24 protein-coding genes are annotated in these 23,854 nt (G+C 68.8%); 16 read left to right on the top strand and 8 right to left on the bottom strand.

Going from position 1 to position 23,854, the window contains the following annotated elements:
- Window positions 1-134: 134 nt before the first annotated feature.
- Window positions 135-971: a GntR family transcriptional regulator gene (locus LC066_RS11600; RefSeq protein WP_224899079.1), complete on the top strand. Its 837-nt coding sequence runs from the start codon at window positions 135-137 to the stop codon at window positions 969-971.
- Entirely contained in the window at window positions 968-1,828 is an 861-nt protein-coding gene (locus LC066_RS11595; protein ID WP_224899076.1) for an isocitrate lyase/PEP mutase family protein, read from the top strand. The genes LC066_RS11600 and LC066_RS11595 overlap by 4 nt, the downstream gene beginning before the upstream one ends.
- Window positions 1,829-1,911: 83 nt before the next feature.
- On the opposite strand, the gene LC066_RS11590 is transcribed toward LC066_RS11595, so the two are convergent.
- Window positions 1,912-2,517 carry a cysteine hydrolase family protein gene (locus LC066_RS11590; protein ID WP_224899073.1) on the bottom strand — a complete coding sequence of 202 codons (606 nt, stop codon included), beginning with the start codon at window positions 2,515-2,517 and terminating at the stop codon, window positions 1,912-1,914.
- Between the two features lie 52 nt (window positions 2,518-2,569).
- Entirely contained in the window at window positions 2,570-3,376 is an 807-nt protein-coding gene (locus LC066_RS11585; protein ID WP_222478901.1) for a GntR family transcriptional regulator, read from the bottom strand.
- Window positions 3,377-3,529: 153 nt separating this feature from the next.
- Between LC066_RS11585 and LC066_RS11580 the strand changes: the two genes are divergently transcribed.
- The 9 genes from LC066_RS11580 to LC066_RS11540 all read left to right on the top strand — a co-directional run bounded on the left by LC066_RS11580 (window position 3,530) and on the right by LC066_RS11540 (window position 13,393).
- The gene (locus LC066_RS11580) at window positions 3,530-4,702 is read left to right on the top strand and encodes an FAD-dependent oxidoreductase (protein ID WP_224899070.1); all 1,173 of its coding nucleotides are present in this window, start codon (window positions 3,530-3,532) and stop codon (window positions 4,700-4,702) included.
- Window positions 4,699-5,436: an SDR family NAD(P)-dependent oxidoreductase gene (locus tag LC066_RS11575; RefSeq protein ID WP_224899067.1), complete on the top strand. Its 738-nt coding sequence runs from the start codon at window positions 4,699-4,701 to the stop codon at window positions 5,434-5,436. Before LC066_RS11580 ends, LC066_RS11575 begins: the two co-directional genes overlap by 4 nt.
- A 13-nt stretch (window positions 5,437-5,449) precedes the next feature.
- Window positions 5,450-6,940 carry an aldehyde dehydrogenase gene (locus LC066_RS11570; protein WP_224899064.1) on the top strand — a complete coding sequence of 497 codons (1,491 nt, stop codon included), beginning with the start codon at window positions 5,450-5,452 and terminating at the stop codon, window positions 6,938-6,940.
- Window positions 6,941-7,039: 99 nt separating this feature from the next.
- The gene (locus tag LC066_RS11565) at window positions 7,040-8,053 is read left to right on the top strand and encodes a TRAP transporter substrate-binding protein (RefSeq protein WP_224899061.1); all 1,014 of its coding nucleotides are present in this window, start codon (window positions 7,040-7,042) and stop codon (window positions 8,051-8,053) included.
- A 24-nt stretch (window positions 8,054-8,077) separates the two neighbouring features.
- Window positions 8,078-8,623, top strand: coding sequence for a TRAP transporter small permease (locus LC066_RS11560; protein WP_224899058.1), 546 nt, complete (start codon window positions 8,078-8,080; stop codon window positions 8,621-8,623).
- Window positions 8,624-8,626: 3 nt separating this feature from the next.
- Window positions 8,627-9,940: a TRAP transporter large permease gene (locus tag LC066_RS11555; protein WP_224899055.1), complete on the top strand. Its 1,314-nt coding sequence runs from the start codon at window positions 8,627-8,629 to the stop codon at window positions 9,938-9,940.
- A complete protein-coding gene (locus LC066_RS11550; RefSeq protein WP_222478914.1) occupies window positions 9,931-10,710 on the top strand; it encodes a hypothetical protein in 780 nt (259 codons plus the stop codon). The genes LC066_RS11555 and LC066_RS11550 overlap by 10 nt, the downstream gene beginning before the upstream one ends.
- Before the next feature lie 208 nt (window positions 10,711-10,918).
- Window positions 10,919-12,160 (top strand): aminopeptidase, encoded by a 1,242-nt coding sequence (locus LC066_RS11545; RefSeq protein WP_224899052.1) that lies wholly within the window; start codon window positions 10,919-10,921, stop codon window positions 12,158-12,160.
- Window positions 12,161-12,280: 120 nt separating this feature from the next.
- The gene (locus LC066_RS11540; RefSeq protein WP_224899050.1) at window positions 12,281-13,393 is read left to right on the top strand and encodes a hypothetical protein; all 1,113 of its coding nucleotides are present in this window, start codon (window positions 12,281-12,283) and stop codon (window positions 13,391-13,393) included.
- Window positions 13,394-13,403: 10 nt separating this feature from the next.
- On the opposite strand, the gene LC066_RS11535 is transcribed toward LC066_RS11540, so the two are convergent.
- The 3 genes from LC066_RS11535 to LC066_RS11525 form a co-directional block, all read right to left on the bottom strand.
- Window positions 13,404-14,585 carry a GAK system CofD-like protein gene (locus LC066_RS11535; RefSeq protein ID WP_224899047.1) on the bottom strand — a complete coding sequence of 394 codons (1,182 nt, stop codon included), beginning with the start codon at window positions 14,583-14,585 and terminating at the stop codon, window positions 13,404-13,406.
- A 156-nt stretch (window positions 14,586-14,741) separates the two neighbouring features.
- Entirely contained in the window at window positions 14,742-15,242 is a 501-nt protein-coding gene (locus tag LC066_RS11530) for a YHS domain-containing (seleno)protein (protein WP_224899044.1), read from the bottom strand.
- A 315-nt stretch (window positions 15,243-15,557) separates the two neighbouring features.
- On the bottom strand, window positions 15,558-15,875 hold the full coding sequence (locus LC066_RS11525; protein ID WP_224899041.1) for a hypothetical protein: 318 nt from the start codon (window positions 15,873-15,875) through the stop codon (window positions 15,558-15,560).
- A 430-nt stretch (window positions 15,876-16,305) separates the two neighbouring features.
- Between LC066_RS11525 and LC066_RS11520 the strand changes: the two genes are divergently transcribed.
- Entirely contained in the window at window positions 16,306-17,322 is a 1,017-nt protein-coding gene (locus LC066_RS11520; protein WP_224899038.1) for an AraC family transcriptional regulator, read from the top strand.
- Window positions 17,323-17,559: 237 nt separating this feature from the next.
- On the opposite strand, the gene LC066_RS11515 is transcribed toward LC066_RS11520, so the two are convergent.
- The 3 genes from LC066_RS11515 to LC066_RS11505 all read right to left on the bottom strand — a co-directional run bounded on the left by LC066_RS11515 (window position 17,560) and on the right by LC066_RS11505 (window position 19,289).
- Window positions 17,560-18,183, bottom strand: coding sequence for a pyridoxamine 5'-phosphate oxidase family protein (locus LC066_RS11515; protein WP_224899035.1), 624 nt, complete (start codon window positions 18,181-18,183; stop codon window positions 17,560-17,562).
- Between the two features lie 2 nt (window positions 18,184-18,185).
- Window positions 18,186-18,650: a DUF1348 family protein gene (locus LC066_RS11510; protein WP_224899033.1), complete on the bottom strand. Its 465-nt coding sequence runs from the start codon at window positions 18,648-18,650 to the stop codon at window positions 18,186-18,188.
- A 90-nt stretch (window positions 18,651-18,740) separates the two neighbouring features.
- Entirely contained in the window at window positions 18,741-19,289 is a 549-nt protein-coding gene (locus tag LC066_RS11505) for a carboxymuconolactone decarboxylase family protein (protein ID WP_222478931.1), read from the bottom strand.
- Between the two features lie 101 nt (window positions 19,290-19,390).
- Here LC066_RS11505 and LC066_RS11500 point away from each other — a divergent pair, with 101 nt between their 5' ends.
- From LC066_RS11500 to LC066_RS11485, 4 genes are all read left to right on the top strand, one after another.
- Window positions 19,391-20,293 (top strand): LysR family transcriptional regulator, encoded by a 903-nt coding sequence (locus LC066_RS11500; protein ID WP_224899030.1) that lies wholly within the window; start codon window positions 19,391-19,393, stop codon window positions 20,291-20,293.
- A gap of 132 nt (window positions 20,294-20,425) precedes the next feature.
- Window positions 20,426-21,292: a response regulator transcription factor gene (locus LC066_RS21525; protein ID WP_222478936.1), complete on the top strand. Its 867-nt coding sequence runs from the start codon at window positions 20,426-20,428 to the stop codon at window positions 21,290-21,292.
- A 471-nt stretch (window positions 21,293-21,763) separates the two neighbouring features.
- Window positions 21,764-22,855 carry an NAD/NADP-dependent octopine/nopaline dehydrogenase family protein gene (locus tag LC066_RS11490; RefSeq protein WP_224899028.1) on the top strand — a complete coding sequence of 364 codons (1,092 nt, stop codon included), beginning with the start codon at window positions 21,764-21,766 and terminating at the stop codon, window positions 22,853-22,855.
- Window positions 22,852-23,829, top strand: a complete 978-nt coding sequence (locus LC066_RS11485) for a 3-hydroxybutyryl-CoA dehydrogenase (RefSeq protein WP_224899025.1) — start codon at window positions 22,852-22,854, stop codon at window positions 23,827-23,829. Before LC066_RS11490 ends, LC066_RS11485 begins: the two co-directional genes overlap by 4 nt.
- Window positions 23,830-23,854 lie beyond the last annotated feature (25 nt).

Here is a 23,854-nt window from a genome sequence, read left to right as displayed (position 1 = left end):
CTGCGGACAGGCATGTCCGCCTGTGCCGAAAGCTATCAAGTCTTAATGTCATGTCAATATAACATTTAGGCTTGGGTTTGACACGGAATGCGGGTAACACTTTGTTCAATCAGGAGGAGACAGAGGAACAGCCCATGGCAGAAATGTCGCGGCCCGGACGCGCGGGCCCAGATGCCCAGGGCGAGGCCCGGAAGGACGATGGCCTCTTGCCCAAGCATCACCGCGTCTACCTGATCCTCCGGCAGGAGATCGAGGACGGGGTCTATACCGACGACGCGCCGATGGCGGGGGAGATGTCGCTGGCCGAACGGTTCGACGTGTCGCGCATCACCATCCGCAAGGCGATGGACCGGCTGACCCAGGAAGGCTGGGTCGAACGGCAGCGCGGCCGGGGCACCTTCGTGCGCGGGCGCGGCACGCCGTCGCCCGTGGGCGCCAGCCTGTCGGGCAATATCGAGAACCTGGTGGCCATGGGCCTGCAGACCGACGTGGCGCTGATCGAGCTGACCTATGCCGCTGCGCCGGCGCAGGTCTGTGCCGCCATGGGCGTGGCCCCGGGCACCGTCATGCAGCGCGCCGTGCGCGTGCGCAGCCACGAGGGCGTGCCCTTCAGCCACCTGACGACCTGGCTGCCCGAGCAGATCGGCCGCAGCTTCACCGCCGAGGAGCTGCAGCGCACGCCGCTGCTGCGCCTGATCGAACGCGCCGGCCACCGCATCGCCAGCGCCAGCCAGGCGATCACCGCGAAACTGGCCACCCCCGAGGTGGCGCAGCTGCTGCGCATCGAGCCGGGCGAGGCCCTGCTGTCGGTGCGCCGCCAGGTCGAGGACGAGCAGGGACAGGTGGTGGAATACATCACCGGCCTCTACCGCCCCGACACCTATGAACACCAGATGGATTATCACCGCAGCCGGACCCCCGCGGCGGACATCTGGACGACGAAAGACACCACGACCGGAGCCGATACATGACCAAACTGAAGACCCTTCTGGCCGACCCCGCCCGTGGCCTCGTGGCCCCCGGGGTCTATGACGCCTTCACGGCGCTGCTGGCCGAGCAGGCGGGCTTCGATGCGCTCTATCTTTCCGGCGCTTCGATCGCCTACACCCGGCTGGGGCGTCCCGACATCGGCCTGGTCTCCGTCTCCGAGGTGATTTCCACGATCGAGCTGATCACCGATCGTGTCGGCCTGCCGATGATCGTCGATGGCGACACGGGCTTCGGCAACGCGCTGAACGTGCAGCGCACGGTGCGCGGGTTTGAACGCGCCGGCGCCCAGGCGATCCAGATGGAGGATCAGTCCTTCCCGAAACGCTGTGGACACCTGGCGGGCAAGAAGCTGATCCCAGCGGCCGAGATGGTGGGCAAGATCCACGCCGCCGTTGATGCCCGTCGCTCGGACGACTTCCAGATCATCGCCCGCACCGATGCCATCGCGGTCGAGGGGTTTGACGCGGCGCTGGAACGGGCGGAGATGTACGTGGAGGCTGGCGCCGACGTGCTCTTCATCGAGGCGCCCCGCTCGCTGGAGCAGATGGGCCAGATTGCCGAGAGGTTCAGCGCGCGCTTGCCGCTGCTGGCGAACATGGTCGAGGGCGGCATGACCCCCATGGGTTCGGCCACCGAGCTGCACGAGCGCGGCTTCCGCGTGGTGATTTTCCCCGGCGGCATCGCCCGCGCCATGCTGCGCCAGGGCCAGGCCTATTATGCCTCGCTGAAGGAAAACGGCTCCAACGCGCCCTTCAAGGAACGCATGGCCGATTTCGATGAACTGAACGGCGTGATCGGCCTGCCGGAGATGCTGGCGCACGGCGCGAAATACGAGTGACCGCGCCCGGGATGCCGGGGCTGGAGTGAGAAAGGGGCGGTCCGCTGGGCCGCCCCTTTTCCGTGTCTGTGCTGGCTGGCGTCTCAGCCGATCATCGCGGCGGCCTCGGCGCAGGTCATGATCTCGGTCACCGAGCCCAGCGAGACGAGGGTGGCGTCATGCACCTCCTGCTTGAAGGCGGCACAGCCGTCGGACAGCATGATGGTATGGATGCCGCGCAGGTGCGCGTCGCGCAGGGTACTGGCCACGCCGCCATTGGTGACGATGCCGCCGACGATCAGCGTGTCGACCCCGATATAGCGCAGGATGTATTCCAGCCGGGTCTGGTAGAAGGCCGAATAGTTGATCTTCTCCACGGTGAAATCCGCCGGCGCCAGGCTGTCGACCAGCTGGTGCCCCCAGGCGCCAGGCTCGAAATCGCCCTTGCCCAGGAAGGGGCGCAGCTCCTTCAGGTGCGGCGCGATCAGCGGCTCGCGCCCCTCGTGCGGCACCAGGGTGAACTGGGCGGAGACATAGCTGCCCCCCTTGGCGCGCAGCGCGTCGGCGACGGGGCGGATGCGGCTGGGCAGCTCCAGGATCTCGGCGGCGGTCTGGCCGGCGCGGCCATAGGCGCCCTTGGGGTCGAGGAAGTCGTTCTGCAGGTCGATGGTCAGCAGCGCGCTGCGCGCGGGATCGAAGGCATGGCTCATCTTGGGTCCTTTCGAGTGGGGAGAGAGGCGGGCGCGGGGCCGGGGCAGGGGGTTAGCCCTGCGGCACGGCCGCTGGCGTGCCGGGGATCCAGGCGCGACCGTTGTCGCCCTGCACCCGGCGCATCGAAATTTCGTATTGATACATTTCCGGGCGATAGAGCACGCGGATGACCTCCACGGGGCGGTCCTCGGCGTCGAAGACGACCCGGCGCGAATCGATCAGGGGGGCACCCATGGGCACGCCCAGGGCCTGGGCAGAGGTGGCATCGGCCAGGGTCGCGCTGATCGTCTGGGTGGCCGAGGAGACGGCAACGCCCGCCTGTTCCAGCTGGATCAGCACCGGCACCTGCGACGGTTCCTGCCCCATGATCCGGGCGCCGATGTCGCTGGGCACCCAGGCGTCGAGGTAGGAAACCGGCTGATCGCCCAGGGCGCGCACCCGCTGGGTCTGCAGCGCCTCCTCCCCTGGTTTGAGGTCAAGCTGTGCGGCCACATCCGCCGGCACTGGGCGCAATCCGGTGAACAGCACCTTCACCGATGTGTCGCGGCCCATCTGGCCCACGGTCTCTAACAGCCCGTCAATACTGGATTTCATCGGTCTGGGCGGCAGCCGGTCGGAGACCCGCGTGCCGCGCCCGCGCTGGCGCACCACCAGCCCGGTATCGGCCAGTTCATTCAGCGCGCGTTTCGCGGTGATCCGCGAGACATCATAGGCCAGGCACAGGTCCGCTTCTCCCATGATCTTCTGCCCCGGGCGCAGGGCGCCGCCGTTGATCTGGTCGCGCAGCAGCAGGAACAGCTGCTGGTAGAGCGGCACCGGCGAAGCCGGGTCCAGTGTGGCACTATTTTGGGCTGTCACAAATCCGCCTCTCGTCCGGGAAGGGGTCTTCCGATCTTAATCATTGACTCATTGATATATCTATATGCCAAATGAAATGGTCTATTGATATAACAATATGCCAACAGCATGCGGATCCTCCTCCCACGCTGTTGCAGGGAAGGAAAGACCGACGTGGCGGACAGGACAATACTTATCGTGGGCGCGGGCCCGGTCGGGTTGACCCTGGCCTGGCGTCTGGTCGGCGCCGGGTTCGACGTGAAGGTCTTCGAGTCGGATGAGGAGATCTCCGACCAGCTGCGCGCCTCGACCTTCCATCCGCCGACGCTGGACATGTTCGACGCCGTGGGCATCACCGACAAGCTGATCGCGGCGGGGCAGATCACGCCCACCTGGCAGATCCGCATGCACACCACCGGCGAAAAGGCGGAGTTCGACCTGGGCGTGCTGAAGGATGACACGAAACATCCCTATCGCCTCCAATGTCGCCAGGCCAACCTCAGCCGCGCCCTGCTGGAGCTGCTGCCCGAGGGCACGGTGCAGTTCGGCGCCGAGGTCACGGCGGTGGATCAGGACGCGAGCGGCGTCAGCCTGACCGCGAACGGGCAGGCCTACCGCGGCTGGGCGCTGGTCGGCTGCGACGGGGCGCGCAGCCTGGTCCGCAAGGCGGTCGGCGCCGAGTTCGAGGGCACGACCTATCCCGAAAGCACCATCCTGGTGACCACCCATTTCCCCTTCGAGGATCACCTGGAGGGGCTGTCGGGCGTCAATTACATCTGGAAACCCGGCGGCACCTATTCCCTGCTGCGCCTGCCTGACCTGTGGCGCATCTCGCTGCACCCGGAGCCGGGGCAGGACCCGGAGGAGGCGCTGACCGATGCCTCGATCCGCACGCAGACCCGCTCCGTCGTGCCCGAGGCCGGCGACATCGACATCGAGGAGAAGCGGATCTACCGGGTGCATCGCCGCGTTGCCTCGACCTATCGCAAGGGGATGCTGTTCCTCTGCGGGGATGCGGCGCACCTCAACAGCCCGAAGGGCGGCATGGGGTTGAACGGCGGCGTGCATGACGCCTTCAACCTGGCGGAAAAGCTGGCCGAGGTGGCGGGTGGCGCCGATCCCGCGCGGCTGGATGCCTATGAGGCGCAACGCCGCCCGATCGCCCGCGACGACATCCTGGCCCAGGCGGATGAGAACCGCCGCCGCATGAACACCACCGACGAAGAGGAACGCCTGGCGCATCTGCACCGGCTGCAATCCATCGCCGCCGATCCCGCCAAGGCGCGCGAGTTCCTGCTGCGCTCCTCGATGATCACCGGCCTGCGCCGCACCGAGGAGCTGGCATGACCGGCGCCGCTCCCCTCGGCGCCCTGGCCATCCTGGGCGGCTGCGGCGGCATCGGGCGCCAGCTGGTGTGCGATGCCCAGGCCGCGGGCTACCGGCCCATCGTGCTGGACCTGCCGCGCTCCATCGCGGCGCATCCGCAGCCCGGGGTGACCTGCATCGGCGTGGACGCCACCGATGCGGTCGCGTTGGAGGCCGTCGCTGCCGACCTGCCCGAGCTGGCCGGCCTGGTGAACCTCTGCGGCTATGCGACCGAGGCGCAGCCCGCGCTGGAGCAGACGCCCGAGGCCTGGACCTCGGCCATCGACGGCAACCTCAACTCCGCATTCTTCGCCGCCCGCGCCCTGGCGCCGCGCATTTCCCGGGGCGGGGCGCTGGTGATGACGGGCTCGGGCCTGGGGCATTTCGCGCGGCCCGGCTATGGGCCCTACGCGATTTCCAAGGCCGGGATCGCCATGCTGACCAGGCAGCTGGCGCTGGAACTGGCGCCCGACATCCGGGTCAACTGCGTCGCCCCCTCGGCGGTCGACACCGCCTTCCTGACTGGCGGCACCGGCCGTTCGGACGAGGACGCGCCGCCGCGCTTCGACATCGACGCCTACGGCGCCTTCAACCCCATGGGCCGCATCGCCAGACCGGGCGACGTGACCGGCCCCATCCTGTTCCTGCTATCCGCCGCAGCCGCCTACGTGACGGGCCAGATCCTGCACGTCAACGGCGGCGCCTACATGCCATGAAAGACCCGCTGATATGAGTTTCGACCTTCCCATCACCCCGCCCGACCGCGTCACCGGTCTTGTCGCCGGCAAGCCCTCGCTGGGCGGCGGCATCGACATGCCGGTCTTCTACCCGGGCACCGGGGCGCAGATCTCCACCCTGACCGAGGATGACGCGGCGGCCGTGGACGCCGCCGTGCAGGCGGCCCGCGCCGCCTTCGACCGGGGACCCTGGCCGGGGCTGTCGGTGGCCAGGCGGATCGAGGTGCTGGAGGCCTGCCGCCAGGTGATCCTCGACAACGTGGACGAGCTGGCTCGCCTGGAATGCGCCGCCACGGGCCTGGTGCTGAAGGAGCTGCGCGCCCGCCATATGGTGCGCGCCGCCGGCAACTTCCGCTTCTTCGCCGAATACATCAGCCAGGCGGCGGGGCAGAGCTATACCCAGACCGAAGGCTACATGACCTATGTCACCCGCGAACCTGTGGGTGTGGCCGCGCTGATCGCGCCCTGGAACGCGCCGGTGGCCCTGGCGACGATGAAGATCGCCGCGGCGCTGTCCTTCGGCAACACCGCCGTTCTGAAGCCGTCGGAACAGACCCCGCTGGCGCTGGCGCGTCTGGTGGCGCTGTTGCAGGAGGTCCTGCCCGAGGGCGTTCTGAACATCGTCAACGGCCGTGGCCAGGTCACCGGGGCGGCCCTGGTGGCGCATCCGGGCGTCGACCTCATCAGCTTCACCGGCGGCACAGACACGGGGCGGTCCATCATGTCGGCGGCAGGGCAGAACCTGGTGCCCTCGACGATGGAGCTGGGCGGCAAGTCGGCCAATATCATCTTCGCCTCCGCCGACTACGAACGCGCGCTGGACGGGGCGTTGCAGGGGATCTTCTCCAACAACGGGCAGCAATGCCTGGCGGGTTCGCGCATCCTGGTGGAGCGCCCGATCTTCGACGATTTCGTCGAGCGGTTCCGCGAACGCGCCGCCAAGGTCCGCGTGGGGGATCCGCTGGCCGATGACACCGAGGTCGGGCCGCTGGCCTCTGAGGCGCATATGAACCGCGTGCTGGGCTTTGCCGACAAGGCCCGCGAGGACGGCGGCCGCGTGCTGGTCGGGGGCACCCGTCGCGAGGACCTGGGCCAGGGCTATTTCATCAATCCGACGGCGGTGCTGGCGACCTCCAACGCTGACCGCTGTGCCCAGAATGAGATCTTCGGCCCCTTCGCCACCTTCCTGCCCTTCGACGGCGTGGAGGAGGCGGTGGCCATCGCCAATGACACGGCCTTCGGGCTGGTCAGCTATGTCTGGTCGGATCACATGCCGACGGTCATGGCCACGACGCCCCGCCTGCGCTCCGGCGTGGTCTGGGTGAACACGCCGATGATGCGCGAACTGCGCGCGCCCTTCGGCGGCTTCAAGACCTCGGGCGTGGGCCGCGAGGGCGGTGCCGCCTGCGAGGCGTTCTACACCGAGGAAAAGACCACGACCATTCCGACGACCCCGCCGGTGCTGCGCCGCTTCGGCGCCTGACCGGCCTGTCCCGGGCGGGCGCCTCCGGCCGGGATCGCAAGACCGATAACAAGACCAAGAAACCGACATCTTCCACCAACAGGGAAACAGGAAACGCACATGTCCTACATCACCAATTTCGCCCGTTCCGCCGCGCTGGCGCTGGCCGCCGCGGTTGCCACCCCGGCGCTTGCGCAGGAAAACATCAAGGTCGGCACCTTCGTGCCCGAGCAATCCACCGGCGTCGCCCATGTCATCAAACCCTGGCTGGAAGCCGTGCAGGAAGAGGCCGGCGATGCCGTTCGCATGCAGGCCTTCTGGGGCGGCACCCTGGGCAAGGATCCCTACAAGCAGTTCGACCTGGTGCAGAACGGCGTGGCCGATGTGACCTGGGTGCTGCCGATCTACACCGCCGGCCAGTTTCCCGAGATGGGCATCTTCGAGCTGCCCTTCCTGTTCACCACCGCGCAGGAAGCCTCCGCCGTGGGCTGGGGCCTGATGGAACAGGGGCTGATGACCGGCTTCGACGGCGTGCATGTCGTGGGCTTCTTCACCTCCGAACAGAACGCGCTGTTCATGAAGCCGGTGCTGGAAGACCTCGACGGGCTGGCCAACCAGAAGGTCCGCTCCGCCGGGTCGATCTCGGCCAACTGGCTGGAAAGCTTCGGCGCGGCGCCGCAGACCCTGTCCTCGGCCGAGTTCAATGAGGGCCTCTCGCGCGGTACCGTCGACGGCGCCATCCAGGGCTGGACCGGCATGAAGACCTTCAAGTCCTTCCCGCTGGTCGACCAGGCGATCGAAGTGCCCGTCGGCGCCATGCCCTTCCTGCTGCTGATGAACGAGCGCAAGTGGAACAGCCTCTCGCCCGAGGTGCAGGAGATCGTCATGAAGCACGGCGGCGAAGCCTTCGCCCAGGCCGGGGGCGAGGCCTATGCCTCCGCCGGTGAGGAGATCCGCGCCGACATCGACGCCGAGGGCCGCATCGAGGTGCTGAACTTCTCCGATGAACAGCTGGCCGCCTATCAGGAAGCCGCGCAGCCCATCCACGAGGCCTGGATTGCCGCCACGCCCAACGGGCAGGCCGTCTATGACGCCGCCGTGGCGCTGCTGGCAGAATACCGCGGCGAAAGCTGAGCCGGCTGAAAGGAGACCCGCGCCATGACCACCGCCAAGAGACTAGACCGTATCACCCGGACAGCCGCCCTTTTCGGCTTCACCGGGCTGGTGGTCATGGCGCTGCTGATCACCTGGGACGGGGCGGCCCGCTATCTGTGGCTGCCCCGGATCACCGGCTTCTCCGATTTCGGGGAAGTCGTCTTTCCCATCGTCATTGCCAGCTGCTTCCCGGCCGGTCTGCTGCGGCAGACCAACGTGACCGTGCGGGTGCTGGGCAGTTTCGGTGGGCCGCGCCTGCATGCGGCGCTGGAACTGCTGGGGGCCATCGTGACCCTGGCCTTCTTCACCCTGCTGACCTGGCAGTTCATCCGCCTGACCGGCCAGTTCGTCGACGGCGGCCGCACCACCCGCACCATCGGCATCCCGCTGGCGCCCTGGTGGTACGTCACCACCGCCATCATGGCGGTCTGCGTGCCCGTCCAGGTCTACGTGACCTGGTCCTGGCTGCTGGCCACCCTGCGTGGTGGCACGCCCGACATTGCCCGTCTGCGAGACGAGGCCGACGACCTGATGGAGCTGGAAGGCTGACCCATGATGACTGATCCCTTCACCACGGGCCTGCTGGGCCTTCTGGCGATGTTCGCCCTGATCCTGCTGCAGGTGCCCGTGGGCATCGCCATGGGCATCGTGGGCGTGGTCGGCTGCGGCCTGATCATCGGCTTCGGCCCCTCGCTGACCCTGCTGGCCACCGAACCGTCGTCGTCCATGGCCTCCGAAAGCCTGGCCGTGGTCGCCATGTTCCTGCTGATGGGCAACCTCGCCCATGTGGGCGGGCTGTCGCGCGAGCTTTATCGCGTGGCCCATGTCTACCTCGGCCACAAGCGCGGCGGGCTGATCTTCGCCACCATCGGCGCCTGCGCGGGCTTCGGCGCGATCTGCGGGTCGTCCGTGGCCACGGCGGCCACCATGGCCCGGATCTCGCTGCCCGAGATGCTGGAACGCGGCTACGCGAAATCGCTGGCCGCCGGCTCCATCGCCGCGGGCGGCACACTGGGGATGATCGTGCCGCCTTCGGTGGTCATGATCCTCTATGCGATCCTGACCGAGAACTCGATCATCGCGCTGTTCCTGGCGGCCATCGTGCCCGGCATCCTGGCGGTGCTGGTCTACTTCGTCGCCGTCTACTTCGCCGTGCGCGCCAACCCCGACGCCGCCCCCGTGGGGCCGAAGGCCAGCTGGGCCGAACGCCGCAAGGTCACGGGGCAGAGCTGGGCCGTGGTGCTGCTGGCGGTCGTCGTGTCGGGCGGCATCTACACCGGCATCTTCACCGTCTCCGAAGCGGCATCGGTGGGCGCCACCGTGGCGCTGCTGCTGGGTCTTTTCCGCCGCCGCCTGACGGTGAAGAAGTTCCTGTCGGCGCTCGGCGACACGGCGGCCAACACCGGCATGATCTTCGTCATGATCATCGGCGCCTCGGTCTTTTCCTACTTCGCCACGCTGTCGGGCCTGCCGATGGCGACCGTCGACTGGATCCAGGGCCTGGGCCTGCCGCCGCTGCTGGTGCTGTGCATGCTGATGCTTTTCTACCTGGTGCTGGGAGCGATCTTCGACACCATCGCGGCCATGGTCCTGACGCTGCCCTTCGTCTACCCGCTGATCATCGGCATGGGCTACGACCCGGTCTGGTGGGGCGTCGTCAACATCGTGGTGATCGAGCTGGGCATGATCACGCCCCCCATCGGGATCAACGTCTTCGTCCTGCACGGCATGGCCCGCGACCTGCCGCTGTCGACGATCTTCCGGGGCGTCGTCCCCTTCCTCATCGCTGACGTGGTGCGACTGGTCATCCTGATCCTCTTCCCGCCGCTCAGCCTCTGGCTGCCAGGAGTACTCGGATGGCTTTGAAGGAATACGGTAACGCCGGCACCATGGGGGTGCTCACCCCCCAGGCCAATACCACGGTGGAACCCGAGCTCTGGGCACTGCTGCCGGCGCATTGGTCGATGCTGAACGCGCGGCTGACCTCGGACAAGGACACGATCGAGAAGCGGCTGGTGGATTACACCACCAAGTTCAACGTCACCGCGGAACAATTCGCCAATGCCCCCACCGACGTGCTGACGGCGGCCTGCACCGGGGCCTCCTACCTGATCGGCCAGGACGCCGAGGCGGCGCTGGTGGAGGAGGTGCAGGCGACCCACAACCTGCCCTTCCTGACGGCGGCGCTGGCCTCCGTCTCGGCACTGCGGGTCATGGGGGCGAAGAAGATCGCCCTGCTGACGCCCTATCCCGAAAGCCTGAACGAGAAATCGACGCCCTACTGGGAAAGCTTCGGCTTCGAGGTGGTCGCCAAGGCGGGGCCGGAGCTGGAGACCGCGGCCTTCCACCCGATCTACGCCATGACCGGTCCGGGGGTGCTGGCTTCCTACCGGCGGCTGTCGGCGGAAAGCGGGGCCGATGCGGTGCTGATGCTGGGCACCGGCATGGCGACGCTGCATCCGATGATCACCGGCCATGCCGAGGGGCTGCTGCCCTCGGTGTCGTGCAACGTGGCCCTGGTCTGGGCGGCCGTGCAGAAGACAGCCTGGAACGAGGTGTCGGAGGCGGGCCTGTCGGACTGGATCTCCGGCAAGCTCTGGCAGGAGCGGCTGGAGGTCATGTTCCCCGCCCCCTGATCCATCCTCCCTTCAGATCCCTCCCTGTCGGGGCCGCTCCTCCGGCCCCTGCAGCCGACCCCGACACGGGGTCGCTTTCGGGCCTTCCCTGCGGGGGAGGCTCTTTTGCATCGCGGGGGCGTGACGGGGCCGGGCCTTGAACTTCGCGCGCGTATCGGCAGGTTGACGGGGACCGGCCCGCCCAGGGGCCCCCAGTGAAGGAGCTTTCATGACCGACCCCGTCATCGACCCCGCCCGCCTTGCCCGTCTCGCCGATGTCGCGGTGAACGTCGGGCTGAACCTGCAGCCCGGGCAGGACCTGGTGCTGACCGCCCCCGCCGAGGCCCTGCCGCTGGTGCGGGCCGTGGCCGCCAGCGCCTATCGCGCGGGCGCGGGCGTGGTCACGCCGCTCTTGTCGGACGACGAGGTGGCCCGCGCACGGTTCCGCAATGCGCATGATGACAGCTTCGACCGTGCCGCCGACTGGCTCTACAAGGGCATGGCCAATGCCTTCGATCAGGGCGCCGCGCGCATGGCGATCGCCGGGGCCGATCCGATGGCCCTGGCGGCGGAGGATCCCGACAAGGTGGCGCGGGCCAACAAGGCCAACTCCATGGCCTCGAAGCCCGCGTTGGAACGGGTGTCGACCTTCACCATCAACTGGTCCATCGCCGCCTTCCCCACGGCGGGCTGGGCGCGCCAGGTCTTCCCCGACCTGCCCGAGGATCAGGCGGTGGCCAAGCTGGCCGATGCGATCTTCGCCGCCTCCCGCGTCGATGGTGACGACCCGGTGGCGGCCTGGGCCGCGCATAACGCCGCGCTGAAGACCCGCTCGTCCTGGCTGAACGAGGAACGCTTCGATGCGCTGCATTTCACCGGGCCGGGCACCGACCTGATGGTGGGCCTGGCCGAAGGCCACGAATGGCACGGCGGCGCCTCCACCGCGCAGAACGGCGTGGTCTGCAACCCCAACATCCCCACCGAAGAGGTCTTCACCACGCCCCACGCCCAGCGGGTCGACGGCACGGTGCGCGCCACCAAGCCGCTTGCGCACAACGGCAACCTGATCGAGGAGATCGAGATGCGCTTCGAGGGCGGTCGTGCGGTCGAGGCGCGCTCGAGCTCGGGCGAGCGGGTGCTGCAGCAGATGCTGGACAGCGACGAGGGCGCCCGGCGCCTGGGCGAGGTGGCCCTGGTGCCCTACAGCTCGCCGATCTCCCAGACGGGGATGCTGTTCTACAACACGCTCTTCGATGAAAACGCCGCCTGCCACATCGCCATGGGCCAGTGCTATTCCAAGTGCTTCCTCGATGGCGCCAACCTGACGGCCGAGCAGATCGCGGCGCAGGGCGGCAACAGCTCGATGATCCACGTCGACTGGATGATCGGCGGGCCGGAAACCGACATTGACGGCGTCCGCGCCGACGGCACCCGCGTCCCGGTCTTCCGCAAGGGCGAGTGGGCGAAGTGATCGCCCGGGCCCCGGGCCGGTGCGCCCGGGGCCGCTTCTGCTGCGGCAGTTGATTTGTCGCAAGGCGGCGTGGGCCTGTACGCTTCAGTATCGACGGGATTCGATGCTGGGAGACAGACCATGCTGCGACGATTTCTGATTCTGGCCGCCTGCCTGGCGGCCCTGCCTGCGTTGGCGCAGGATGACGAAACGGAAGCCTTCGCCATCGGCGGTGACAGCTTCCGCGCGGGGCGGGCGGTGACGCTGGACGCGCCTGGAACGGACGATCTTTTCATGGCGGGCGAGCGGGTGACCGTCTCGGCCCCGATCACTGGCACGGCCCATCTGGCCGGGCGCGCGGTGACGGCTACGGCGGAGATCGGCGGCGATGTCTATGCCGTGGGCGATCAGGTCACCCTGCAGGGGGCGGTCGCGGGGGACGCCACCGTCTCGGGCCGGCAGCTGACCGTCGGTGATGTGGGCGGCGACCTGCGCATCGCCGGCGCGACCGTGGCGCTGCGCGGCACCGTTTCGGGCTACACCCTTATGGCTGGGGAGGAGATCACCTTCGACGGGGTTGTCGAGGGCGATCTGGGTCTGGCCGCCGGGCAGGTCACCTGGGGCGAGGGCGCCCGGGTCGGCGGCACGCTGACCCTCTACGAGGAAACACCCGGCACCCTGGAGGTGCCCGACACGGTGGCGCCCCAGGCCCGGATCGAACGGCGCCAGGCCGAGGAATGGGAGGGGCCGACACCTCCGGGCTGGGGCTACCTGGCGTTGCAGTTCCTCAAGGGCGTCGTCGTGGTCGCCGCCCTGGGCGCGTTGATCGCCGCCGTAGTGCCCGACCGCCTGGCCGAAATGCGCCGCGAGGTGCTGGCGCGGCCCTTCCACACGCTCTGGCTGGGCTTCCTGACCCAGTCGGCGGTGATCGGCGCCGGCGTGCTCTTCGCGCTGACGATCATCGGGCTGCTGCTGACCCCTGCGATGATGGTGCTGGCGCTTGCGGGTGGGTTCGCGGGCTACGTGGTGGCCACCTATGCCTTCGGCGTGGGCCTGTTCCTGGCCGCGGGCCGGGATGAGCCGCAAAGCATCGGTGCCCGTGCGGCGGCGGCCGGGCTGGGCGCGCTGGTCGCCGGGCTGATCGGACTGATCCCGCTGCTGGGCTGGCTGTTCATCCTGGCGCTGGTGCTGGCGGGCGTTGGCGCGATCACCCTGCGGGTGCTGCGCCCGGCCTTCTTCGTGGGGCCACGATAGCGGGTCGCCGTCAGGCCAGCGAGACCAGCAGACGGGCCACTTCGCCCGCGTCGTACTTGCCCGGCTCTGCCCCGGCCAGGGGCAGGCGGTGGCAGGGGATGCCGTGGCGGGCCGTGACCTTGTCGCACTCCGTCGCAGCCGTATCCCGGTCGCAGATCACATGGGTCATCAGGTCCCGCGGCGTCGCCTCCGGCCCGGCGTCGGCCAGCAGCGGTGTCAGCAGGGCCGCCACCTGGTCCGACAGGTCGTGGCCCAGGGCCTCCGGGTCCGTGCCCAGCGAGGGCAGGTAGACCTTGGGCACCCGCCGCGCCGCCAGGGTGCGGCCCACCCCCTGCGGCAGCAGGTTGGCGACGACGCTGGAATAGAGGCTGCCGGGAGGATAGCAGATCACCTCGGCCTCCTCGATCAGGCGGCGGTTGCGGGCGGGCAGGCGGACGGCCCCGTGCGCCATCTCCTGTGTGCCGTCGCTGAGGAAGCAGCGCCGGATCGGCGCGCTCAGCGGCGCCACCTCCTTGCCGCTGATCTCCCGCTGGCCGATGACTTGGCGCCCGTCCGACAGCTCTGCGCCCAGGTGCAGCGTCTCGTCGACCACCGCGCGCAGGGTGCCGCGCACGTCGACCATCTTCGACATCAGGAACAGCACCGGCTCCAGCGCGCGGTCATTGGCCAGGTAGCCGCCTGCCAGGATAAGGTTGCCGATGCTGGCGTTGCGATAGTCGAAGGTCGGAGGCGCGGCGTCGAGGAACTGGCCCAGGTGCCCCTGGATCAGCCGCCGCATCGGCTCTGCGATGGCGGTCATCAGCGGATGGTTCCCGACGCGCATCGCCGCGACCTCGGCCCGCAGCGCGGGCTGCGCCCCCTGCCGGTCCAGCCGGTGGGAGAAAAGCGCGTAGATGTCGGGCTGGCCCAGCACGGTTTCATCCGCCAGCGCCATCAGGCGCGAGCGCAGGTCGCCCACGGCGGGCATGTCGAAGGCCCGGCGCAGCTCCTGCGAACTGCCGCCGCTGTCGAAGGGCGTGATCAGGTGGAGTGAGTTGAAGGTGTAGCGTTTCAGTTGCCGCGAGATCCCGTTCAGCGCACTGCCACCGCTGAAGACCAGCACGCGCGGCCCGAGGTGCGGGCTGTTTTCCGCCCGGGCGACGCGCAGCGGATCGGGCAGGGCCAGGTCACGGGTGACGGTGATCGGTGTCATGCGGTCCTGCGCCTTTCGCCTCGGTCATGACCCGTCATACGACGCGGGTGGCGGGCTGTCATCCGCAGGCGGCTCGGGGTGGGGCAGGTGGCGTCCCGGGCTGGGCGAAATGACCGGACCGCAGGCGCCGGGGCGCTGCGGTCCGGGGCAGGGCGCTTACGATTGCAGGTCGGCAATCGCGGTGTGCCGGATGTCGCCCCACAGGGCGTCGGACTTGGCCAGGATGCCTTCGGGGTCTTCCAGGTACTTGCGCATCGCGCCCTCGCTGACGAAGAGATACAGCTTGCCGTCGCGGATGTCGGCATAGCGCGGATCGCCGTCCAGCTTCAGGCCCAGTCCGATGGCGAAGGCGCAGAAGCCGCCGTACTGGGGCAGGAAGGCCTCGGGGTCGGCCTTGAACTTTTCCGCCGAGATCGAGGAGGCGAAGTAGTAGCTGACACCATCATGGGTGACCGCATGGCCCGGGTCCCCGGCGGTGACGGCGCCCAGGGTGGTCAGGGCGACAGGGTCCATGGCGTGCATGCCGATCGGATTGCCCTCGGTGCCCAGGCCGTTGATGACGTTGTATTCATCGGCGGCAAAGGCCGGGGCGGTGGCCAGGGCGGCCAGGGTGACAGCGGCGGTCAGCAGCGGGGTGAGGGTGGATTTAACGTTCATGGTCTTTCCTTGACTTGGGCCATTTCTGGCGGTTTGCGGGCCGAAGGCCGCGCGCGGGTCTCCCACGTCGAAACGTCGGAGCGGGTGGGGTCCCCGGGACACGAGACAGGCAGAGGCGCATCCCGGGGCTCTGGAGGGCCCCGGTGCAGGCAACACCGCGGGCCGGGACGCCCGGGCCGCTTGGGGACCAGCCGGGGCGTATGGGTGTTTCGGCTGTCCGGCCCCGCGCCCCCGTGAGGCAGCAACGGGGAGGGGACCGGACAGGGGGCTGACGCGCCGCCGGGGAGCGGGGGCGGCCGCCAGCCGAGGCGGTGCTCAACCCCGGATGAGTGGGCCGGGCACCGTCATGAGAGCGCCATCGGGGCGCATGTCCTCCGCGGGCGCGTCGGGTGCGCCGATGTCGAGGGCGCAGGCCGCGATCGTTCCGGCCGTGCCGCCGGGCGCGGGCGGCAGGGCGCCCGCGGCCAGCGCCAGCCCGGCCCCCAGGCTCGCCAGCCCGAGGCAGAGCGCGACACGCAGGCCCCAGGTCAGGGCTGCCCGGTTGCGGCGCCGGTTGCGCGCCCAGCGGGGGCGAGGGGGGTGATCGGTGGGGCGCAGCGGGGGCAGCACGATGAGCGGCGTGGGGGCGGACATGGCGGATCTCCTTTCAGGCTGGCCTGCGGCGCGGGGAGGGCGCAGGCGTGGGGCATCGGGGCGGTCAGAGGGCCTCGGACCGGGCAGCGGGACCTCCCCGCGGGTCATTCTTCGGTGTTCAGGTGATCCGGGCCCCGGGGCCCGGATCGGAGGCATGGCCCTTGCGGGCCGGGACGGTCGAGAGAGCGGCGCGGTCGCAGTGCTCAGCGGGTTTCTTGCGCCATATGCCCCTCGAATGACCTGACCTTAGGTGCCGCTGAACGCCTCGGTCTTGACCCGGCATGTCAAATCCTTGACCCGATGTGCCAATGCGGGTGAAAACACTCACGTCCGCGCAAACGGGTCCGGCGGGGGCTGGATCGCGTGACGGGGCGGGCGCCTGCGGCCGGGGGGCTGCGCCGCAGCTTGGGGGGATCGGGTGACAAACGGGATGGTATCGGCGTTCTACGCGCGCAAGCAGATCGACCATGCGGTGCATGTCCCGGACCGGTCCCGCCTGTACGAAATCGTGGGGCTGTCCCCGGACGACCTGCAGGACCCCGCTACCATGCTGCCCGCTGAACGCTACTACGCCCTGCTGGACGCCATCGCCGACAGTGAATGGCCGGATCTGACCTTTCACATGCGCGTCTGCGCCTCGATGCGCTGCGAAGAGCTGGGCGCTTTCGGTCTGGCCTTCAAGTCGGCGCCGACCCTGCGTCAGGCCTTCACCCGCATGGGGCGCTATACCCGTCTGCACAACCAGGTCTCCCTGTTTGCGACCGTGGACCGGCCCGAAGAGGGCGTGTTCTGCTGGACCCACGAAAAACCCCGCAAGGAAGGTCTGGGCGGTATCCTGTCGAACGAGGCCGCCCTTGGCACGACCCTGACCCTGTGCCGCGAGACGGCGGATGCGGACATCTCGCCGGTGCGGGTGCAGTTCGCCCATGAACGGCGCGGCTCGATCGACGCGCTGACCGCACATTTCGGGGTGGAGCCGGTTTTCGGCGCCGAGATCGACGGGATGCAGTTCGCGCTGGAGGATATCGACCGCCCGACGCTGAAAGGCGACCCCGCGATCTGGGCCTTCTTCACCGACCATCTGGACAGCGTGCTGCCCGATGCAGCGGCCGAGGCCGGCGCGGAGGTGCCGCTGGAGGTGCGGGTGGTGGAGGAAATCGCCAAGCTGCTGAGTGGCGGCGTCCCGCAGTTGTCGGAGGTGGCCCAGTCGCTGGGCATGGGGGCGCGCACCCTGCAGCGGCGCCTGTCGCAACGGGGCTGTACCTATCAGTCGCTGGTGGACGAGGCGCGCCGCCAACTGGCGCATCAGCTGGTCTCTGGCACGCGCTACTCCCTGTCGGAGATTGCCTTCCTGACCGGATTTTCGGAACAAAGCGCCTTCACCCGCGCCTTCAAGCGCTGGTCGGGCCAGACCCCGGGCGCCTATCGCAGTGCCGCCGTGGCCTGACCCGTCACGCCACCGGCCCGGGGCGAAGGGATCGGGGGTGCCCGGCGTGGGCCGCAGGATCGGCGGCTCGGGCAGGATCTCTCCGGGATGTATCGGCGCGGGCATGGCTCGTCTCCTTTCGGACTGGCAGGCGTGTCGCACAGGGTGTTCTGGCGGGCGGACAGGCGTCCGGCCGGTGGCAGCGGGGTGGCGTCCCCGGAATTGGTCCTTCGGTCCTCGTCTTCGGGCGCTCCGAGCCTAGCTGCCCGAGTCGCTGTCTTGGCCCATGCGGGCGGCGGCCAGTTCGGCCTCCAGCGCGGCGATGCGCGCGTCCCGTTCGGCCAGCAGCGTCGCGATGCGCCCCATGCCGAAGCGGCGGGGGATATGCTGCGGACAGTTCAGATCCCAGGCCTCGATGTCGAAGACGATGGCCCGGTCGGCCCCTGCGGGCTGGCCTTCGGTGGCCAGCTGCGCCAGCAGGGCGGGATCATCCTCGACCACCTGGGCCCGGCCCCAGATCTTCACCCGGCGCGGCACCTCGTAGTCGATCAGGAAGAGCACGGCGCGCGGGTTCTCGTAGAGGTTGCCCAGGGTGATGTACTGGCGGTTCCCTTCGAGGTCGGCGAAGCCCAGGGTGCTGTCGTCCAGCGCCTTCAGGAACCCTGCGGGGCCGCCACGGTGCTGGATGTAGGGCTGACCGGCGGCATTGGCGGTGCCCAGGAAGACCGAGGTCTGGCGGGCGACGAAGCCGGCGATCTCGGGCGTCAACCGGGCGGGCCAGGGGCGCCGGTCCTCCATCCGCTGATAGGCCTCGCGCGATCCCCGGGCGCGCTGCATCGCGCGCACGGCGGGGCTGAAGGCCACGTCCATGGGGTTGGTCATGGTCACAGCCCCATCTCGCTGAGCGAGGGGTGATCGTCGGGGCGGCGCCCCTGCGGCCAGTAGAACAGCCGGTCGAGCGAGGCGATCTTCTCGTCGTTGATCGAGGCGTGGCGTTCGGCCATCAGCCCGGTGTCGTCGAACATCCAGTTCTCGTTCCCGTGGGAGCGATACCATTGCCCGCCCGCGTCGCGCCATTCGTAGGCGAAGCGCACGGCGATGCGGGTCTCGGTGAAGGCCCAGAGCTCCTTCACCAGGCGATAGGCGGTCTCGCGGCGCCATTTCTCGGTCAGGAAAGCGACGATCTCGGCCTGGCCGGTCAGGAAGGTATCGCGGTTCCGCCAGCGGCTGTCGGGCGTATAGGCCAGCGACACCGACTGGGGGTCGCGGCTGTTCCAGGCGTCCTCGGCCAGGCGCACCTTCTGGGCGGCGGTCTCGGCGGTGAAGGGGGGCTGCGGGGGACGGGGCATGACGGGGCTCCTGCGGGCGGTGTCTTGGGAGGGACGGGGGCGTCGGAAACGGGTGGGCGGCCGCGGGACGGGCGCGGCCGCCCGCGGGCCTCAGGCACTGACGCCTTCGGCCAGGGGGAAATCGATGTCGGTCTGCGCCACCTCGTTGAGGTAGTTGGTCCAGACACTGAGGGCGACGTTCAGCACGATCTCGATGATCTGCGCCTCGGCGTAGCCCGCGTCGCGCACGGCGGTCAGGTCGGCACCGGACACATGGCCCCGGCTTTCGGCGACTTTCAGGGCGAAGGTCACGGCAGCATCGGCGCGGGCATCGGTGGACCGGCCCTTGCGGTTCTCGGCGATCTCCTCCGGCGAGAGCTTCGCCAGGTTGGCGCCGACGTAGCTGTGCGCCGACAGGCAGTAGCCGCATCCGTTGTACTGGGCGACGGCCAGGGCGATGCGTTCGCGGGTGGCCAGGCCCAGGCTGTCCTTGCCGACGGCGGCGTAGAGGCCGAGGTAGCCTTCCAGCGCCGAGGGGCTTTGCGCGGCCAGGCGGAACAGGTTCGGCGCGCTGCCGAGCTGTTTCTTGACCCCTTCCAGCAGCGGGCGCGAGGCTTCGGGGGCGGCGTCGATCGTGGCGGGAATGGAAAGGCGGGACATCGTCTGATCCTTCAACTGTGATGTTGTGAGAGGGATATACGGGTTCCGGATTGCGGCAGTAGGCAGCATTGTCGGGAAGTAGCCTCTCGGAAAGTGGAAGCATGTCTGATCGCCTCGCCGCCATGTCCCTGCTCGTTGCCGCCGTGGATGCCGGCAGCCTCTCTGCCGCCGCCCGCAGGGCCGGCATGCCGCTGGCCACGGTCAGCCGCCGGGTGGCCGAGTTGGAGCAGGAGCTGGGCACGCAGATTGTGCTGCGCTCGCCGCGCGGGCTGAGCCTGACCGAACCGGGGGAGACCTACCTGGCCGCCTGCCGCAGCATCCTGGAACAGATCAGCGAGGCAGAGCGGATGGTGGCGGGCGAATTCCGCGAACCCAAGGGCCTGCTGAACGTCACCGCGCCGATCTGTTTCGGTCGGATCCACGTTCTGAACGTGGTGACAGAGTTCCTGCGCGATCATCCGGCGGTCGATGTGCGGCTGGAACAGACGGACCGGCCGATCAACCTGGGCGAGGAACACATCGACGCGGCGGTACGCATCGGCAACCTGACCGACAGTGCCCTGCGCGCCCGCCGCCTGGGGGAAGTGCGCAAGGTGGTCGTCGCCAGCCCCGACTACCTGGAGGCTCGCGGTGTGCCTGAAACGCCCGAAGATCTGGCCGGGCACGACTGCCTGTCGTTTGAGTCCATCATGCGGTCGGACCGCTGGACCTTCACCGACGGGGAGGCCGAACGCCACGTGCGGGTCCGGTCCCGCCTGTCGATGAACGCCGCCGACACCGCCATCCTGGCCGCCGAGGCCGGGCTGGGGATCACGCGGGTCCTGTCCTACCAGGTGGCGCCGCTGGTGAAGGCCGGAACCCTGCGCATCCTGCTGGAGGACTTCGAGCCGCCGCGCTGGCCGGTGCATTTGCTCTATCGCGGTGGCGTGGTGCCGCAGAAGCTGCGCGCCTTCGTCGACTACGCCGCGCCACGGCTGCGCGACAGCATGGCCGACACCTGGTGACGGGGTAATTTGCAACAGCTGTTTGAAATTCGCGACCAAAAGGGCCGTCTTCACCGCCGCAAGTATTGCACCAGTTCGTAATTTCAGTAATTCCCGACATCGGAAAAGACGATGACGTAGGGGCAGATCGACGTGAATGCGAATTCCGGTGGGGCACGGCTCTACCCGCCTCTCGAGGTGGAGGATCCCTCCGAAATCCTTGGTGACATCCCGGCGGAAAAGGCCGCGGAGGTCTTTCGCCTCTGGGATGAGCTGTCGGGTTTCGACGCCGGCCAGGCGAGTGAGTCGAAGCTGCACCTGTTGCAGCGGCTCTGCGCGCTGACCGGGGCGAAGAATGCCGACTGGATCGGCTGCGTGCGCCTGCCCGACGGGCCGGCGGATGATCCGCTTTTTGGCTGGCGCCCCTACAGCCTGACGGTGCTGAACCCCGACAAGGAGATCAAGCGCCGGATCGCCGAGGCCTTCGAGCGTATGGACGTGGGCCACCCGGATGTCACCACGACCCGCAATGCGGAGCTGGCCGGCAGCTACCGCGTGCTGCTGCTCAGCGACCTGGCCCCCGACGGTTGGTTCAACGGCCCGGCCTACCGGGAATGGTACGCGGCGATCGACCGGCGCGATTCCATCTGGGCGGCGATTCCGGTGAACGCCGAGGCAGAGCTGTTCATCGGCCTGCACCGCGGGTTCGACCAGGAGCCCTTCACGCGGGCCGATCTGCGGCTGGCCAGCTTCTGTCTGCGGGGCTTGGCGTGGTTCTATCGCCAGCAGATGGTCAGCGACGGGATCGGCATCGCCTCGGCCCGGCTGACGCCAACCGAGCATCGGGTGCTGGCGGGTCTGCTGCAGGGGATCAGCGAGGCCAACATCGCCCATGCGAACGGGCAAAGCCCCCATACGACCCATGACCACGTGAAGCGGATCTTTCGCAAGTACGGCGTCTCCAGCCGGTCCGAGCTGATGGCGCTGTGGCTGGGGCGCCAGCCGCGTCCGCGCGGCTGATCTGCGAGGCCGTGACGCTGCGAGGCCGGTCGCACCCCACCTGATCCGGGGGATGGTCATGGCCCCTCGGTGCGGGCAGAACCGGCGGCATGCACGGACAGGGCTGTGGGCGGACCTTCATCGTCCCCGGTGCGTTTCGCAGTCCCCTGGGGGCCGTGCCACCGGGTGGCGCATCGGCCCGTCTGCCGGGCCTGCGCTGCCCGGTGTGTCTGCCCGACCGGACGATTCCCTGCGCGCCTCATGCCTCATGCGAATTTGTTTACCGCCGCCCCGGCCTCCGCCGCGGGCGGTTCTGCCGTTCTGGCGGCGGCCAATCTGCCGTGATGCTGGGCGCGCGCGCGAAATATTTTATACAAAAATAGGATTTTATAAAAAATTGTTGACGGAGGTGCAGCCCCCGGGGCTTGCTGGCGGGGACAGAGACGAGAGGGCGGCCGCAACAGGCCGCCTCGGAACGACAGCGAGGACAAGATGAAGATCGCAATTCTGGGTGGAGGCAACGGCTCGCTCGCCGGGGCAGGGGATTTCGCACTGGCAGGGCACGACGTGCACCTGTGGCGGCGCAACCCCGAGGATGTGGCCGAACACGCCAAGCGCGGCGACACCATCACCGTGCGCGACGGCAAGGGCACCCACGAGGGCAAGCTGGCGCTGGTCACCAGCGACATCGCCGAGGCGCTGGAGGGGGCGGAACTGATCCTCTGCCCGATCCCGGCCCCGGCCCATGCCGACCTGGCCACCGTCATCGCCCCGCACCTGAAACCGGGCATGGTGATCTACCTGCCGCCGGGCACGCTGGGCACGATGATCCTGGCCAATGCCGCGCGCGAGGCCGGCACGTTGGAGGGCGTCGCCTTCGCCGAGACCGGCACGCTGCCCTGGCTGGTGCGCAAGCATGACTTCTCCGAGGTCGTGATCTCCACCCGTGCCGTACGCCTGCCCACGGGCGTCTACCCGGTGGCCGACACGGATCGCGCGCTGAAGGTGATCGACACGGCCTTCCCCGGCGTGATCGAGCGCTGCGAGGACGTTCTGTCCGCCGCGCTGATGAACGCCGGCGCCATCATCCACTCGCCGCTGATCATGATGAATGCGGCGCCGCTGGAGCACTTCGAGGCCTGGGACATTCACAACGAGGGCACCCAGCCCTGCGTGCGCACCGTCACCGACCAGCTGGACGCGGAACGCATCGCCGTGCGCGAGGCCTTCGGCTATGGCGCGCCGCACTTCCCGCTGGCCGACTACTACCGCGATGACAGCGAGATGTGGATGTATGACCGCGAGGCCCGCGCCAACCTGACCGACAGTGGCGACTGGCGCGAGAAGATCGACCTGCACGCGCATCGCTACATGATGGAAGACACCCGCCTGGGCCTGTCGCTGATCTGTTCCATGGCCGAGGTGGCGGGCATCGACGTGCCCGTGGCCCGCGCCCTGATGACCCTGGGCGGGGTGATCAACCATCAGGACTTCATGCAGACCGGTCGGCCGCTGTCCGCCGTGGGCCTGGGCGGCCTGTCGATGGACGAGTTGAAGGCCAAGGCGGAAGGACCCTCGGCATGACCCAGACCATCGCCTGTCTCGGCGCGGGCCGGATGGGGCGGGGGATCGCCCTGGTCTTCGCCTATGCCGGTCACCCGGTCTCCCTGGTCGATTTCAAGCCGCGCGAGGCGGCTGATTTCGACCGGCTGGGGGCCGAGGCCCGGGCCGAGATCACCGAGACCCTGACCATGATGTCCCGCTTCGGCATGTTCGATGCAGCCTTGGTGCCGACCATTGCCGCCCGGGTGGCCGTGGTGCCCGAGGCCGCGGCGCCCGAGGCCCTGGGTGCGGCCGACGTGGTCTTCGAAGGCTTCCCCGAGGTGCCCGAGCTGAAGCGCGAGGCTCTGGCCCGCGCCGAGGCGCTGATGAAACCCGATGCCATCCTGGCCTCGACCACCTCCACCATCCTGGTGGATGACCTGTCGCCCGCCCTGGCGCGGCCGGAACAGTTCCTCAACGCCCACTGGCTGAACCCGGCCTTCTTGGTGCCGCTGGTGGAACTGTCGCCGGGCAAGGCCACCGCGCCCGAGGTCACTGCCCAGTTGTCGGCCCTGCTGGAGGCGACCGGCAAGGTGCCCGTAACCTGCGCCGCGGCGCCGGGCTACATGATCCCGCGCATCCAGCAGGTCGCGATGAACGAGGCCGCCCGCATGGTCGAGGAAGGCGTCGCCAGCGCCGAAGACCTGGAAAAGGCGATCCGCTATGGCTTCTCCTTCCGCTTCTCCGTGCTGGGGCTGTTGGAGTTCATCGACTGGGGCGGGGGCGACATCCTCTATTACGCTTCCGAATACCTGTCGAAGGCGCTGGACAACCCCCGCTACGAGGCGCCGCAGGTCATCCGCGACAACATGGATGCGGGCCATATCGGCCTGAAGACCCGCCAGGGCTTCCTCAACTACGAGGGCATGGACGTGGCCGCCTACCGCGAGGCGAAGCTGCGGGCCCTGGCCGAACGGCTGAAGGCCGAGGATCTGATGCGCCCGCCCGTCGCCTGACGGTTGAGTCCCTTCTGCGCGCGGG

This window comes from Pseudooceanicola marinus (assembly GCF_020177265.1).
In the GTDB taxonomy this organism is placed as follows: Bacteria; Pseudomonadota; Alphaproteobacteria; order Rhodobacterales; family Rhodobacteraceae; genus Pseudooceanicola; species Pseudooceanicola marinus_A.
Note: the sequence above shows the minus strand (reverse complement) of the source record. Positions and strands in the feature narration are given on the sequence as shown.

Bases quoted from the DNA above. Each gene is read 5' to 3' on its own strand.
- LC066_RS11600 (WP_224899079.1), top strand. From the start codon at position 135: ATGGCAGAAATGTCGCGGCCCGGACGCGCGGGCCCAGATGCCCAGGGC.
- LC066_RS11595 (WP_224899076.1), top strand. From the start codon at position 968: ATGACCAAACTGAAGACCCTTCTGGCCGACCCCGCCCGTGGCCTCGTG.
- LC066_RS11590 (WP_224899073.1), bottom strand. From the start codon at position 2,517: ATGAGCCATGCCTTCGATCCCGCGCGCAGCGCGCTGCTGACCATCGAC.
- LC066_RS11575 (WP_224899067.1), top strand. From the start codon at position 4,699: ATGACCGGCGCCGCTCCCCTCGGCGCCCTGGCCATCCTGGGCGGCTGC.
- LC066_RS11570 (WP_224899064.1), top strand. From the start codon at position 5,450: ATGAGTTTCGACCTTCCCATCACCCCGCCCGACCGCGTCACCGGTCTT.
- LC066_RS11565 (WP_224899061.1), top strand. From the start codon at position 7,040: ATGTCCTACATCACCAATTTCGCCCGTTCCGCCGCGCTGGCGCTGGCC.
- LC066_RS11560 (WP_224899058.1), top strand. From the start codon at position 8,078: ATGACCACCGCCAAGAGACTAGACCGTATCACCCGGACAGCCGCCCTT.
- LC066_RS11555 (WP_224899055.1), top strand. From the start codon at position 8,627: ATGATGACTGATCCCTTCACCACGGGCCTGCTGGGCCTTCTGGCGATG.
- LC066_RS11550 (WP_222478914.1), top strand. From the start codon at position 9,931: ATGGCTTTGAAGGAATACGGTAACGCCGGCACCATGGGGGTGCTCACC.
- LC066_RS11545 (WP_224899052.1), top strand. From the start codon at position 10,919: ATGACCGACCCCGTCATCGACCCCGCCCGCCTTGCCCGTCTCGCCGAT.
- LC066_RS11540 (WP_224899050.1), top strand. From the start codon at position 12,281: ATGCTGCGACGATTTCTGATTCTGGCCGCCTGCCTGGCGGCCCTGCCT.
- LC066_RS11535 (WP_224899047.1), bottom strand. From the start codon at position 14,585: ATGACACCGATCACCGTCACCCGTGACCTGGCCCTGCCCGATCCGCTG.
- LC066_RS11530 (WP_224899044.1), bottom strand. From the start codon at position 15,242: ATGAACGTTAAATCCACCCTCACCCCGCTGCTGACCGCCGCTGTCACC.
- LC066_RS11525 (WP_224899041.1), bottom strand. From the start codon at position 15,875: ATGTCCGCCCCCACGCCGCTCATCGTGCTGCCCCCGCTGCGCCCCACC.
- LC066_RS11520 (WP_224899038.1), top strand. From the start codon at position 16,306: ATGGTATCGGCGTTCTACGCGCGCAAGCAGATCGACCATGCGGTGCAT.
- LC066_RS11515 (WP_224899035.1), bottom strand. From the start codon at position 18,183: ATGACCAACCCCATGGACGTGGCCTTCAGCCCCGCCGTGCGCGCGATG.
- LC066_RS11510 (WP_224899033.1), bottom strand. From the start codon at position 18,650: ATGCCCCGTCCCCCGCAGCCCCCCTTCACCGCCGAGACCGCCGCCCAG.
- LC066_RS11505 (WP_222478931.1), bottom strand. From the start codon at position 19,289: ATGTCCCGCCTTTCCATTCCCGCCACGATCGACGCCGCCCCCGAAGCC.
- LC066_RS11500 (WP_224899030.1), top strand. From the start codon at position 19,391: ATGTCTGATCGCCTCGCCGCCATGTCCCTGCTCGTTGCCGCCGTGGAT.
- LC066_RS11490 (WP_224899028.1), top strand. From the start codon at position 21,764: ATGAAGATCGCAATTCTGGGTGGAGGCAACGGCTCGCTCGCCGGGGCA.
- LC066_RS11485 (WP_224899025.1), top strand. From the start codon at position 22,852: ATGACCCAGACCATCGCCTGTCTCGGCGCGGGCCGGATGGGGCGGGGG.